Source organism: Granulicella sp. S190 (assembly GCF_009766095.1).
In the GTDB taxonomy this organism is placed as follows: Bacteria; Acidobacteriota; Terriglobia; order Terriglobales; family Acidobacteriaceae; genus Edaphobacter.
Genome location: NZ_LMUD01000016.1, coordinates 341446 through 354637 on the forward strand (window position 1 = coordinate 341446; position 13192 = coordinate 354637).

A 13192-nucleotide genomic window follows, 5' to 3' on the forward strand; every position below is an offset into this window, starting at 1 on the left:
AGAGGAGTCGACGGTGAGGCTTGTTTTCTGGGTGTGCCTGGCACTGATCGGTTACGCCTACTTTGGCTATGCCGTCTGGCTCTGGATCTCTGTCCGCATTCGCAGAAGGCCGATCCGGAAGGGGACGCTTACGCCGACGGTCTCAGTGATCATGGCTGCGCGCAATGAAGCGGCTAATCTTCCTGCAAAGCTAGAGAATCTTGGCCTGTTGAAGTACCCGAAGGAGCTGCTCGAGATCGTGGTCGCGTCGGACGGATCGACTGACCGAACTGCAGAGATTTTGCGGGAGCAGGTTCCTGCTGTGGTTGCAGTGATTCTGGATGAGTCGGGTGGCAAGGCGCAAGCGCTGAACGAGGCAGTACAGAGAGCCAAGGGCGAGGTTCTGGTCTTTCTGGATGCGCGGCAGTATGTCGATCCGGACGCCGTTTTGGAGCTAGTCTCCTGCTTCGCGGATCTGGAAGTAGGTGCAGTCAGCGGCGAGTTGCTGCTTGAAAGCTCTTCAAGTCAATCGCAGGAGGGGCTGGGCATCTACTGGAAGATTGAGAAGATGGTGCGGAAGCTCGAGTCTGCGTCGGGTTCAGTAGTTGGAGTGACTGGGGCCATCTACGCCATTCGCCGCGAGCTGTATACGCCTATTCCTGCCGGCACGATTCTGGATGACGTTTTTGTGCCGATGAATGTGGCGAGGATGGGGAAGCGGGTGGTCTTTGAACCTCTGGCAATCGCGCGGGACCGGCTCTTCAGCGAAAAGGGGAAGGAGTTCTCGCGGAAGGTGCGGACGTTGACTGGAAACTACCAGCTGCTTCGCCTGGCGCCCTGGCTGATTTCGCCTGCGAATCCACTTCTATTTCGTTTCGTCAGCCACAAACTGTTGCGGCTGGTGGTCCCGTTGTTGCTGCTGTTGATGCTTGTGGCGTCTGGCGTGTCGGGGGGGGCTTTCTATCGGGGAATCTTCTGGATTCAAGTGCTATTCTACGTTTCAGCCCTGTGTGGGACCTTGAGTCCATCGGCCAAGAAGTTCAAGCCGGTTGGGATAGCCAGCACTTTTGTGATGTTGAATGCGGCGGCAGCACTTGCGTTTTACAACTTTGCTGCCGGGCGGAAAAAAGTATGGCTCTAGGGAGTCCAAGGACTAACGCAGACCGGTGGCGGCGAGTCTGCATGGTTAGGGTTAGCCGCAGCATGGAGAGGGAAACTTGGGACTAGGACTCGCACATTTTGTTCCGATGATTGCCTATCTGGGATTCTGGGTGATGTGCATCGTCTCCCTGACGGGGCGGCCTCTGCTGGGTTTTTATTATGTGATTCCATTTCTCCCCTACAGGACCATGCGGGATCACTTCCTGGATTATCCGCTGGGCAGCAATGTGCTGACGATCCTTGTTCTTGCAGTCATCATCGGGGCTTTGATTCATGGCAAGCGCCTGCCCAAGACGAAGCTTTATGTGATCTGGCTAGTCTTCTCGGTCTATCTGTACTTTTCGATGTGGTTGGGTGTGATGCTCGGGAATGCTACTGCTCCCCTTTGGCTCAACGATGCGAACTTCGTGACTTGGAAGGACTACATGATGATGCCGCTGACGTTTGTTGCGGCGGGGCTGGTGGTGGACAATCGGAAGGCTGTGAGAACGGTCATCATGATCGCCGCGTTTACGTTGCTGGCGATTGATCGAAGCTGTTTAATGGATAGCATGTCCAGAACATGGACGACATTTGATGAGAACAAACGCAACGGCGGCCCGCTGGGATTCAATTCGAATGAGACGGCGGCGTTTCTTGCCCAGTTTGGAATGTTTTTCTGGGGATTCGGCCAGTATCTGAAGAGGAAGAAGATTCGGCTGATCGCTTACGGCCTTGCCGGGATTACTCTCTTTGCCTGCATGTACACCTTCTCTCGCGGAGCCTATCTGGCGATCATCCTGAGCATGTTCGTGCTGGGCTTGTTGAAGGATCGCAAGCTTTTGATCATCGGGACGGTCTTTCTCCTGACGTGGCAGACGGTTGTTCCTACAGCGGTTCGACAACGAGTCCAGATGACGCACTCGGCGAATGGGCAACTTGAATCTTCAGCAAATGAGCGCGTGGAGTTGTGGGAGGCCGCAGAGGCATCGATCCTTAGCAATCCCGTCTTCGGAACTGGATTCGCCAGCTACCAGATGAAGGCGCATGTGGATGGATTGAGAGACACGCATAACTGGTACGTGAAGGTAATGGTGGAGACCGGGGTCATCGGGATGATCATTGTGATCATCATGATTCAACAGATGATGTCGATAGCGTACCGGGCCTTCAGGAGGGCAGAGGATCCGCTCTATAAGGGGCTGGGGCTCGGAGTTTTTATTGCGATCTGCTCGTGCGTGGTCGCCAACTGCTTTGGGGATCGGTGGACCTATCTGGAGATCAACGGGATGCTCTGGGTGTTGATTGCGGCTGCGGCGCGCACGCTGGAGCTCTCCGAGACTGCACCTGCGACGGAACCGGTAGTTGCTGCAGTTTCTGTATCGAACAATCCCTATCTGGCCTACCGATAGGATAGGTGATCCCAAGCATGAGCATGATTAGGGCGCTGCACCTTGCGCAGCCGAGTGGCGATGGAGAGTCTGCGGCGCTGCCTCACATCCTGTTGGTGCTTGACCAGTTTCCCAGGACGCTTGGTGGAGGCGAACGTATCGTGCTTCGGCTAGCTGCTCTTTTGCCACGGTACGGATACCGTGTTTCGATCCTGACATTTTCGGCTGATCCTGCAAGCGCGGGTCTGGACTCGCCACCGTGTTCCATATACCTATTGCCATTGCAGCGCACGTATGACCTGACGGCGATCCGAGCCGGCTTCGAGCTGGGATTGTTTTTGAGACGACAGCGCGTTCAGATTGTGCAGACCTTCTTTGAAAGCTCTGACCTGTGGGGCGGCTTTGTGACGAAAGCTTTGTCCGATGCGAAGCTGATATGGAGCCGGAGGGATATGGGGATTCTTCGGACGGGGAAGCATCATGCGGCTTATCGCATGATGTCCAGCGTGCCGGATAAGGTGTTTGCTGTCTCCGAGCTGGTGCGCCAGCACAGTATTGAGGTGGACGGCGTCGAGCCGTCCCGCGTTATGACCATCTACAACGGGCTGGATCTCGCGGATTGGGGTGCGATCTCCCGACCGGCGAAGCGATCCGGCGAAAGGCTGATTGTCACGGTTGGAAATATTCGCCGAGTGAAGGGGCACGATGTCTTCGTGCGAGCTGCTGCGCTGATCGCGAAGCAGTTTCCCGAAGCTACGTTCAGCATTGCGGGCGATGTGCTGGAGCCGGAGTATTTCACAGAGCTGCAGACGCTGGTCAGTGATCTGAAGTTATCGGATCGATTTCACTTCGCCGGCGGAGTGAAGAATCTTCAGCTGTATCTGGCTGAGGCTGAGATTTTTGTTCTCCCTTCACGCAGCGAGGGCTTTTCGAACGCAATTGTCGAGGCGATGGCTGCCTCGCTTCCGGTGATTGCCACGGATGTTGGAGGAAATGCAGAGGCGGTTGCGGACGGTGTCAGCGGGATCATTGTTCCGCCGGGAGATCCTGAGGCGCTGGCTTTTGCGATGATGCGGCTGCTTGCCGATCCGGGAGAGGGCAAGCGGATGGGAGCGGAGGGGAAGAGGTTTGCCGCAGAGAAGTTCACTACGGACGCCATGATGAGACAGGTCACCAGCGTTTATGCAAATCTGCTGAAACGTGGATGACCTGTCTTGCGTTAATTTGCCTAACAGAGTGTTGCGCGGAATTTAGCTAAGATGCGCTAGTTCTTTGTCGGCGTCTTTTGCGGTTTGCGTATTCGGCGCCAAGGCTACAGCTTTCTTCAAGTGAGCGACGGCGTCGGCACTGTTGGAGAGCTTGGTGTAGGTCATGCCGAGGTGGTAGTGGATGGACGCGCTGTTGGGATCGGTCTTGACAGCATCTTCGAGAAGATCGCGTGCTGAGCCGAAGTTACCCTTCTGGTAGAAGATCCAAGCGAGGGTGTCCGCCGTGTTCGGCGAGGACGGCATGGCGCGGCGGGCTACCTGGGCGAGAGACAGAGCGACGTCGAGATTCTGCCCGGTCTCCACCATGAGGTAAGCGAGATTGTTTGCGGCGATGGGCTGCTCAGGCTGAAGTGCGAGAGCTTTTTTGTAGCTGACCATGGCTCCGTTGCGATCGCCTTCGGACTCCTGCATGGTGCCGAGCATGACAAGTCCCTGGACGTCGGTGGGGTGATCGGTATTCCATTGCTGCCACTTGGCGACTGCCTTGCCGGGGTCGCCTGCGATGACTTCGGCGCGAGTATAGGTGATCACCGATCCGCTGTCATTGGGGTTCAGCTGCATTGCTTTTTCGGCGGAGGCGAGCGCGCTCTTAGAGTCGCCGGTGCCTAGCTGCAACTCAGCGAGCAGGTCATACATGTCGGCGTTCTGCGGCGATTTTGCGATCTGGTCCTGCACCCGGCTGATAGCTTTGGCCGGCTGCTTTTCAAACATGAGAGTAGAGGCCAGCAGACGCAGGGCGCGGGAGGAGTTGGGGTTCAACTCGAGTGCCTGTTCGAGCAGGGTTTTGGCCTCGGGGGTCTTCTGTTGCACCATGCGGAGCTGGGCGAGTTCGAGGTAGCCTGCGGAGTTTTTAGGATCTAGCTTGAGAGCCTGATGGAAGTCCGCGTCGGCCTTGTCGTACTCCTTCTGGTTCGCCTCGGCTATGCCCCGCCATAGGAAGGGCGTCGCTATCTCTGGATTGATAGCGATAGCGGTGTCGGCGACCTGGTGGAGTGTGCTGAAGTCGTGACTGTCGATGGAGATTTCGGCGAGGCCAGCCTGTGCCTCCAGGCTGTTGGGGCTCAGCTTGGCAGCGTCGCGGAAGGCCTGCTGGGCTACGGTGGTGTCGCCCTTTGCTCGCGCTGCGCGACCAAGCCAGAGTTTAACCACCAGATTGTCTGGATTCGCTTTAGCTGCCTTCTGCATGGTGGTGAAGGCTTCCGCCGTCTTGCCGTCGTTGAGCAGAAGCATTCCGTTGAGAACAGCGACCTCTGGAATGTTGCTGTCGGTCTTGGCCAGGTCTGCGCCGACGGTTCGAGCCTTGGGGAGATCCTTATTCAAGATAAGAAGGCGGAGGTAGGCGATCTTGAGCGGAGCGCTCTTTGGATGCTTGGCGACTAGATCGGCATAGGCGGTTTCGCCCGCAGCGAGCTGGTTGGTGCGGATGTAGTAGGTGGCCAGCAAGCCTGCAGCGCTCTCGGAGTCAGAGAGATCCTCGGATGCCTGACGGAGGGTCTGTTCGGTCTTTGCGGTGTCCTTCTGGCGCATGTAGAGATCGGCCAGGCTGGCGCGCGCCATGACACTCTTGGGATCGGCGGCGATGGCTGCCTTCATCTGATCTTCCGCACCCTGGAGGTCGCCTTTCTTCTGCAGGAGCGAGGCGAGGACGACGTGGGCAGATACATTTTTTTCGTCGAGAGCGACTGCCTTGCGGAGTTGGTCTTCGCCGGCTGTTGCCGTGGTGGGATCGCTGCTCTGCAGCAAGCCGAGGGAGGCATGGAAGTTGGCGCGATTGGGATCGGCAGCGAGGGCTTGCTGAATCTGGGCGAGAGCCTCGATGCGATCACCCTTGGCTGCGGCCACGCTGGAGAGAAGGGCATGAGCGTCGGCGTTGTTGTTGTCGATGGCGAGCACGGCGGTGGCCTGTGCATAGGCACGATCGATCTGTTTGCCGGCGAGCAGAATATTCCCGAGATCGATGCGCGCTGGGAGGTTGTTGGGCTGCAGATCGACGGTCCGCATCAGTTCTCCATACGCAGGCATGACTGACCCCTGCTTGAGGAAGACCTTGGAGAGCTGATAGTGTGCGTCGGCGAAGTTGCGGTCGACCTTGAGGGCGTTGGCGAACTGGATGGTCGCTTCCTTGTACTTGCCCTGGTCTGCGTACCGCTTGCCGCTCTCCAGATAGCGCTGCTTCTGCTTGTTGGGATCGCGATGGCAGCCCGCGGTGAGACCAAGGGCAAGCGAGATAGCGAGCATGGCTGAGATTCGACGTGCTGCGGGGGGGAGAGTAGTTCTCATCGCGCATTTCCTCAAAGGTTATTCAACCGATCTTGTCATTCTCGCACTGTAATAGATACTGTCGAGGCCGGACGTGACGAGGGATATACAACTTAGGTGAAAGTTTGGTTCCTCGACCCTTCAATCAGGGATGAACCGGGGCAGATTCGGAGCCATTTGCTGGGTAAAGCGGGTGGCCCTCGCCTGAGCGCTGTCTAACGACTCCGAAGGCAGAACCTGGGTGATGACACGAACCAGAGCACCGTCGGTGCGGTTCATGCGGATGGCGTCGGCGACCATGTACAGCTTGGCCTTGTACTCGTTGGGAATACTGCGGCCATGGGCCTGATACCAGTAGATAACGAACTGCTTGACCTCTCCGTTGCTGATGACGTACTCCCCAACCTTGTAGTTCTTTCCGTTAATGTCCTGGAGGCTGGTGTATCTCTGCGAATCGAAGGTCCAGCCGGCGCCGGGCAGGCAGTTTTGCGGGGAGTGCATGGTTTGTCCGGTGCGCTGGCTGGCAAAGTATCCGATGAAGAGGCTGATAGGAGCGGATCGCAGGCCTGGATCGGCTGCCACCGTTTGCTGTCCGGTGTAGATGCGGTTGAGGAAGTCTCCCTTGCCGAGTACGGCCAACGTGTCGTCGGTGAGCGGAACATCCTGGGCGGTCCAGTCACCGAAGCGATCGGGCATCTGGCTGAGAGGCTGGCTGATGGGCACACGGTCCGCATCGCCCCGGCTTTGGAGAACGAAGGTGGTTGCGGTCAGGAGAAGGATGACGACCCAGAAACGAGGGGATTTCATGTGGTTTGCGCCTTTACGGGGGAGATCAGCCGCATGGCCCGGTGGACCAGATAAAGGCAGGCGAGAGAGACAACAAACATGACCCAACCAGAGAACTCGTGGAAGAAGCCAAGTGCCTTATCCGGATCCCAGTATTGGACGCAGAGACCGGTTCCGACGATGCGGGCGACGTTGGCGGTAACGGCGATGGGGATACTTGCCAGGGCGAGGATGATACGGCGTCTGGTGGTGCGTTCGAGGAAGTATCCGTAGAAGACCGCGAGGGTGAAGAGGCTCATGAGGGAGCGAATGCCACTGCAGGCCTCCGCGACTTCGAGTTTCATGACGGGGAGTTCGATGATATTGCCCTCGTGGAGGGTAGGTACTCCGAGCAGCGGCAGGATGTCACTTGCGATACGCGAGGCGAGCAGTTGTAGCGGGAAGGTGATCTGGTTGAAGATAATTGCTGGAAACGGAATAGCCAGGACGAGGACCAGAAGGGGGAAGCGCAATGCGCGGACCATTGCCCAGCCGAAGAATGTCCAGATCAGGCCGATCATCATAAAGATGAAGGACATACGCGAGGTAAACAGCTCTACACCGTAGACCCCCAGAATCAATACCGCGGTGGAAAATACGATCAGGGGTACTCCGAGCCAGCTTTGCCGGACCGGGGTGGCGAGGAGCACTTTGCGTTTGTCCCAGATGAGAAAGGCGGCGAAAAGGGGAACCAGGAAACCGTGAGAGTAATCCGGAATCGTCGACCAGTCGTATACCAGTTTGACGCCGACGCGGTAGTACAGAAGAACGAGCAGGAGGGCAATCAGAGTGTAAGGCAGCCAGGGAAGACGGCCCACAGCGCCCGACGAGGTGGAACGATGGAGTGCCGGATTGGCCTCCTTCGCGGCTGAATCCACTGCGTAAGGCATGGTGTGAGATGTCCCCGGTGTCGCTCGTATGACGTTATACTTCACCTGATCTTTGTAAGCAATTCAGAGGCCTCTTGAAGGCTCGCTTTTTTCACCTGATTTACGACATATCGACACAAAAGTGGTAGCCAAGATAACTACGAAGAGAAAAAGTTTTCATAGTTGCACTGATAATCTGCATACCAGTGAGAGCAATTGGAGAGTATCGCATAGGGTTTCGATGAGATCTTTTATATTTTTCAGTTTTGTCGAGAAAAGTCGACTGGTGGGCGAACTTTGGCACTCGTGTTGCTTGAAGTCTGATATTTGCCGATAGAAGACTGAGAATCTTTAATCAGTATTAGGACGACGATGCGTAAGAATGGATGAGTCAAGTCCGGGCAAATGAAGGATGAGGGCTATTCGATGAAGCAGTTTTGTTTCATGGGTGTGATGTTGTTGCTGTTACCGGTTGTGGCCAGGCCACTTGCAGCGCAAGGGACGTCAACTCCTAGTGCAACCACGGGCACAGCAGTGGATACGACGTCGGGGGGGCAGGCGACGGCTCCTGCTGCGCCTCAAGCTCCTGCGGCGGCGGGGGCGAAGTATGCAGGTCCGATGGACGCAGCGCGTTACGTCATTGGCCCCGAAGACTCTTTACAGATAACCGTGTGGAAGGAGCCCACGCTCTCCGGAACGATTCCTGTGCGTCCAGACGGAATGATCTCCATGGTTCTGGTGGGGGATATTCCTGCGGCGGGTCTGACGCCTACCGGTTTGTCCACCGATATCAGCCAGCGACTGAAGAAGTACATTCAGGACCCGGTAGTGACGGTGGTGGTCCTTGGAGTCAACAGCCAGCGCATCTTCCTAGTTGGTGAGGTGGGAAAGGTCGGTCCTGTTGTGATGAGTCCGGGGATGACACCGCTGCAGGCGATTGTTACCGGGGGTGGGCTGACGCAGTTTGCCAGTCCGAAGCGGATTTACATCCTGAGGACGGTAGCGGGCAAGCAGCAGAAGATTCCATACAACTACAAGCAGGCGCTTAAAGGCGATAACTCCGGGGTACTATTGCTTCCCGGAGATACGATCGTCGTCCCATGAAGGAAGGTATGAAGATTCGAATAACAATTTCGGCGCTTCTGCTGGCAGGATGTTCCCTGTGCCATGGCCAGGCTGTGCCTGCGGGCGATTCGTCGATGAGTTCTACGCTTGGTCCCAATCTACCTACGCTCGATGGAGTTGTGCATTACTCCCTGAGCGCGTCCGAGGTCTTTCAGTTTGGCTACTACGGCAGTGGGACGACTACACACGCGACGGATCTCACTGGGAACCTTGCCTACACCTCCCGAAGCCTTGCGCTACCATTTAGCGCTCTATTCTCAGGAGGGGTAGTTTTAGGAGATCAACAGGGACAGGGGAATACTAGCTTCTGGAATGCCTCTGTCTCGCAGGGTTATGTGACGCGGCAGTGGATCTTCAACGTAACGGACTCGTTCAGCTTTCTGCCGCAGTCTCCTGAGACCGGACTGTCGGGGATTCCTGGGGTGGGTGATCTTGGCGCCGCGCCCGTGCTGGGTCCAACCTCGGGACCTGCAGGAGGCGTACTGACTACCTCGGGGGATCGCATCAGCAACAGCCTGAGCGGAAGCGTGGAGCGGCAGCTTGTTCCCAATACCTCTCTCAGCGGCACCGGTTCCTGGGGAGTTCTTCACTATCTGGGAAACCCGGGCGTGGAGAGCGAGAGCGCCGAGAATGGTCTTGCGGAGGGTCTGGATAGTACTTCGATCTCAGGGACGGTGGCGTTGAACCATCGACTCGATGCCCGCAGCTCGGTGAGCCTTGACGCGATGTACTCGACTTACTCTTACTCTGGCATCGAATCTGGTCCGCAAGAGCCAAACTTTCAGACCCGCGGACTTAATCTTTCCTATCAGCGGGTTTTGAGCCGTACCCTTAGTGTCAATGCTTCCGTAGGTCCTCAGTGGGTCTCCAGTTCCAATAGCGCACTCATCCCGTCGGCGCTGAATGTTGCGATTAATGCCGGGGTCTCGTATGGCTACAGAAATACTCATGCATTCGTGGGTTATACACGTGGGGCAAACGGTGGAGGCGGAGTGTTTCCAGGAGCTCGCTCGGACAGCATTTCGGGCTCAGTGGGGCGCTCCTTCGGTCGTGACTGGGTAGGCTCCCTGAACGGCGCCTATACCCATACGACGGGCCTGACAGTCTTTGAGAGCGGATCCTCGACGGTCCCTACGAATGACTCGTATCACACGACGTATGGCGGGGCGCAGGTGACTCGTCGCTTCAGCCCTCATTTTTCCGGTTACGCGAGTTACACAGTTCAAAACCAGTCCAACAACGGTCTGACGAATGTCGTGGTGCAGAATGTTTTGAGCGGCGCCTCGCAGACGCTTGGCTTTGGAGTTACGTTCGCTCCCCGGTCCACCAGTCTGGGCCAATTCTAAGGAGTCTTTATGCTTGGTCATCGCGCATTGACGGTGCAGGACTACACGAATATTTTGAAGCGGCGATGGTGGATGATCGCGATTCCAGCAATCATCTTCCCGATCGTCGGTTTTGCCCTCACCTTTCTGGTGCAGCCGCAGTACATCTCTCAGACGCTGGTCCTGGTCGAACAACAGAAGGTTCCCGATACCTATGTGAAAGCTGTGGTTACCGAGGATCTGAGCGGCCGATTAGCCACCATGAGGGAGCAGATTTTAAGCCGCTCACGGCTACAGCCGATCATCGAGCGATTCAATCTGTTTGCGAATGGAAAGCTGTCGATGGATGAGCGGATCGACTTGACCAGAAAGAACATCGTGATTACGCCGATTCAGTCGGATATCGCGCGAACCAACGGGTTGCCGGGTTTCTTTATCTCCTTTCAGGCAAATGATGCGAGGACGGCGCAGCTGGTCTGTGGAGAGATTCAATCCTTGTTTGTCAGTGAAAATCTGAGTGACAGGGCGGCCTCAGCAGCAGGAACAACGGACTTCCTGAAGGGACAACTTGCAGACGCGAAGGCCAAGTTGGATGAACAGGACGCAAAGCTTGCCAAGTTTCAGCAAACCTATATGGGCAAGCTGCCGGGAGCAGAGTCGTCCAACGTTAATATGCTGACGACGCTCAATACGCAACTGGATGCCGCGACCCAGGCGCTGAACCGCATGGAGCAGGACAAGAGCTACGCGGAGTCGATGCTGGCGATGCAGCAGGCGCAACAGCCACAGACAGCTGAGCATGGTGGATTAGCGCCCCAGGCGGAGCAGCTTGAGCTGCAGCAGCTTCAGTCGCAGCTGGCCGACCTGAATGCAAGGTACACGGACGATTATCCGGATGTCGTCAGTACGAGGAGAAAGGTCAAGGAGCTGCAGCAGAAGTTGGCGCAAGCGCCGCCTCCATCAGCCGCCAGTGTCTCTCCTTCGGTGCCGAAGCCTACTGACTCCCTGAGCGTGCAGCAGATGCGTGCGCAGCTCCGTGCGATGGATCAGGCCATTGCTCAGAAGAAGCGTGATGAAGCCTCGATCCAAGGTCAACTCAGGACCTATCAGGATCGCGTCTCCTCCAGCCCAGCAGTGGAAGAGGAGTACAAGAGCATCACCAGAGATAACCAGACCGCGCAGACGTTCTACGACGACCTGCTGGCGAAGATACAACAATCCAAGATGGCGACTGACCTCGAGAAGCGGCAGCAAGGAGAGCAGTTTCGAGTGATGGATGAGCCCAACCTTCCTGAATCGCCTGCCTTCCCGAAGCGTCCAGTCTTCGTGATGGGCGGCGTCGTTGCCGGACTGGCCCTGGGTTTGTTCATCGTTGCGCTGCTGGAGTATATGGATACTGCCGTTCGGAACGAACGCGATATATGGGCCTTTACGAAGCTGCCTACTCTCGGTGTTATCGGACTTGCGGGTGAGCAAGAGCAGCCTGCCTCCCCGCGGAGATGGTTTGGTCGAGGTAGTCCGAAGATAACTGCGGGCGGTAAGCCGCTGATGAATGCGGGGGGCTGAGGTGTATAACACTTTTTTCAAACTGCAGAGCAGCCCGTTCGGAACCAGCCCCGATCCCCGATTTCTTTACATGATGCCGCATACTCGTGAGGCACTTGCTTGCCTGGAGTATGGAATCTCCGCGCGAAAGGGTTTCACGGTACTGACGGGTGAGGTGGGCACCGGAAAGACGACCTTGTTGCGCCGGGCGCTCAGCTCGTTTAGTGGTCGTAAAGTCTCGACATCCTTTGTGTTCAACCCGCGTCTCGATGTTCTGGATTTTTTAGAGTTTGTGTTGACCGACTTCGGGATTGTGCCGGCGACGAGAACGAAGTCTGGGATGCTGCTGCAGTTGAACCGCTGGCTGATCGAACGGTTCCGCATGGAAGAGACTTGCGTGGTGGTGGTGGATGAGGCGCAGAATCTGTCGTGGGAGTTGCTGGAGGAGATACGGCTGCTTACCAATCTCGAGACCTCATCGGAAAAGTTGCTGCAGATCGTGCTCTCCGGGCAGCCAGAGTTGGAAGAGAAGCTTCGCCATCCGAGCGTGCGGCAGCTCAGGCAGCGAGTCTCGCTGTGGTGCCGGACCCAGGCTTTGAGCGAGAGCCAGACCCACGCCTACGTCGCGGAGCGGTTGAGAATCGCCGGTGCGAGCTGGCCACTCTTTTCTCTGGAGGCACTAGACCTGATTCACCGGGCCAGCCGAGGAATTCCGCGCATCATCAACCTGCTATGCGAGCACTCGCTGATTGTTGCCTATGTAGAACAGGTGCAACAGGTGACCGCGACGATCGTTGAAGGGGTGGCAGCGGAGCTTGAGTTGGATGTGCTGCCATTCATGCTCTCTTCGGCTGTGATTGGCAACGGCGACAAGCAATCGACGCTGGACGCGAAAGAAGACAAGTTTATGGCAGCTTTCAATAGAGAGCCGGGAAGGCATGACCTATGAGCCGTATCTACGAAGCACTCCAGAAGGCGGAGTCTGAGCGGAAGTTGGAGAGGCGTGAGCCGGAGCTACGGACGCCGGAGCCATCAACGCTCTATACGGCAGCCGTGGCCGTCGCCGACGAGGAGCAGGCTGGAGCACCTGTGGTTGTAGCTCGTTATGCTGATCCAAGTGCCAGGCCGATAGATGGGAGTGCGCTTGATCTGAGCAAAGTTCCCGTTCATCCATGGGCGTTGTCGCTTGAGCGCCTACCGTCGCTGCTTGAGCGCGGACCTGCGGTCGAACAGTTTCGCAGTCTGCGATCACGAATCTTTGAACTTCGCGATATCAGTCCGCTAAAAACCATTATGGTGACGAGCGGCCTGCCGCAAGAGGGCAAGAGCTTCGTCTCGACGAATCTGGCCATGAGTCTTGCACGCCATAAAAACAGCAAGGTTCTACTGATTGACGGAGACATGCGGCGATACACCTTGCATCAACTTCTGGGCTGCGAATCGCATCCTGGGCTGGCCGAGTATCT

At 56.7% G+C, this 13192-nt stretch carries 10 protein-coding genes and 1 pseudogene; 8 read left to right on the top strand and 3 right to left on the bottom strand.

What is annotated here, in order from left to right; translation table 11 throughout:
* The first annotated feature begins 13 nt into the window (after positions 1-13).
* The 3 genes from GSQ94_RS10745 (at position 14) to GSQ94_RS10755 (ending at position 3718) form a co-directional block, all read left to right on the top strand.
* Positions 14-1120, top strand: coding sequence for a glycosyltransferase family 2 protein (locus GSQ94_RS10745; protein ID WP_158943850.1), 1107 nt, complete (start codon positions 14-16; stop codon positions 1118-1120).
* 76 nt (positions 1121-1196) lie between these two features.
* Positions 1197-2531 carry an O-antigen ligase gene (locus GSQ94_RS10750; RefSeq protein WP_158943852.1) on the top strand — a complete coding sequence of 445 codons (1335 nt, stop codon included), beginning with the start codon at positions 1197-1199 and terminating at the stop codon, positions 2529-2531.
* A gap of 17 nt (positions 2532-2548) precedes the next feature.
* The gene (locus GSQ94_RS10755) at positions 2549-3718 is read left to right on the top strand and encodes a glycosyltransferase family 4 protein (RefSeq protein WP_158943854.1); all 1170 of its coding nucleotides are present in this window, start codon (positions 2549-2551) and stop codon (positions 3716-3718) included.
* Between the two features lie 42 nt (positions 3719-3760).
* Here the strand turns inward: GSQ94_RS10755 and GSQ94_RS10760 are convergent, their stop codons facing one another.
* The 3 genes from GSQ94_RS10760 to xrtA all read right to left on the bottom strand — a co-directional run bounded on the left by GSQ94_RS10760 (position 3761) and on the right by xrtA (position 7752).
* On the bottom strand, positions 3761-6058 hold the full coding sequence (locus GSQ94_RS10760; RefSeq protein WP_158943856.1) for a tetratricopeptide repeat protein: 2298 nt from the start codon (positions 6056-6058) through the stop codon (positions 3761-3763).
* 120 nt (positions 6059-6178) lie between these two features.
* Entirely contained in the window at positions 6179-6844 is a 666-nt protein-coding gene (locus GSQ94_RS10765) for an exosortase C-terminal domain/associated protein EpsI (protein WP_158943858.1), read from the bottom strand.
* Complete coding sequence (gene xrtA, locus GSQ94_RS10770) at positions 6841-7752, bottom strand: exosortase A (protein WP_158943860.1); 912 nt, start codon at positions 7750-7752, stop codon at positions 6841-6843. Before xrtA ends, GSQ94_RS10765 begins: the two co-directional genes overlap by 4 nt.
* Positions 7753-8157: 405 nt before the next feature.
* Between xrtA and GSQ94_RS10775 the strand changes: the two genes are divergently transcribed.
* From GSQ94_RS10775 to GSQ94_RS10795, 5 genes and pseudogenes are all read left to right on the top strand, one after another.
* Positions 8158-8835: a polysaccharide biosynthesis/export family protein gene (locus GSQ94_RS10775; protein ID WP_158943862.1), complete on the top strand. Its 678-nt coding sequence runs from the start codon at positions 8158-8160 to the stop codon at positions 8833-8835.
* A gap of 8 nt (positions 8836-8843) precedes the next feature.
* Positions 8844-10202 carry a hypothetical protein gene (locus tag GSQ94_RS10780; RefSeq protein ID WP_158943864.1) on the top strand — a complete coding sequence of 453 codons (1359 nt, stop codon included), beginning with the start codon at positions 8844-8846 and terminating at the stop codon, positions 10200-10202.
* Between the two features lie 9 nt (positions 10203-10211).
* The gene (locus tag GSQ94_RS10785) at positions 10212-11747 is read left to right on the top strand and encodes a Wzz/FepE/Etk N-terminal domain-containing protein (protein WP_158943865.1); all 1536 of its coding nucleotides are present in this window, start codon (positions 10212-10214) and stop codon (positions 11745-11747) included.
* A 1-nt stretch (position 11748) separates the two neighbouring features.
* A complete protein-coding gene (locus tag GSQ94_RS10790) occupies positions 11749-12675 on the top strand; it encodes an ExeA family protein (protein WP_158943867.1) in 927 nt (308 codons plus the stop codon).
* Positions 12672-13192, top strand: a pseudogene (locus GSQ94_RS10795) (hypothetical protein); the annotation flags it as partial. The gene GSQ94_RS10790 and the pseudogene GSQ94_RS10795, both read left to right, overlap by 4 nt.

Coding starts and splice junctions, on each gene's coding strand:
- GSQ94_RS10755 (WP_158943854.1), top strand. CDS start 2,549: ATGAGCATGATTAGGGCGCTGCACCTTGCGCAGCCGAGTGGCGATGGA.
- GSQ94_RS10760 (WP_158943856.1), bottom strand. CDS start 6,058: ATGAGAACTACTCTCCCCCCCGCAGCACGTCGAATCTCAGCCATGCTC.
- GSQ94_RS10765 (WP_158943858.1), bottom strand. CDS start 6,844: ATGAAATCCCCTCGTTTCTGGGTCGTCATCCTTCTCCTGACCGCAACC.
- xrtA (WP_158943860.1), bottom strand. CDS start 7,752: ATGCCTTACGCAGTGGATTCAGCCGCGAAGGAGGCCAATCCGGCACTC.
- GSQ94_RS10775 (WP_158943862.1), top strand. CDS start 8,158: ATGAAGCAGTTTTGTTTCATGGGTGTGATGTTGTTGCTGTTACCGGTT.
- GSQ94_RS10780 (WP_158943864.1), top strand. CDS start 8,844: ATGAAGATTCGAATAACAATTTCGGCGCTTCTGCTGGCAGGATGTTCC.
- GSQ94_RS10785 (WP_158943865.1), top strand. CDS start 10,212: ATGCTTGGTCATCGCGCATTGACGGTGCAGGACTACACGAATATTTTG.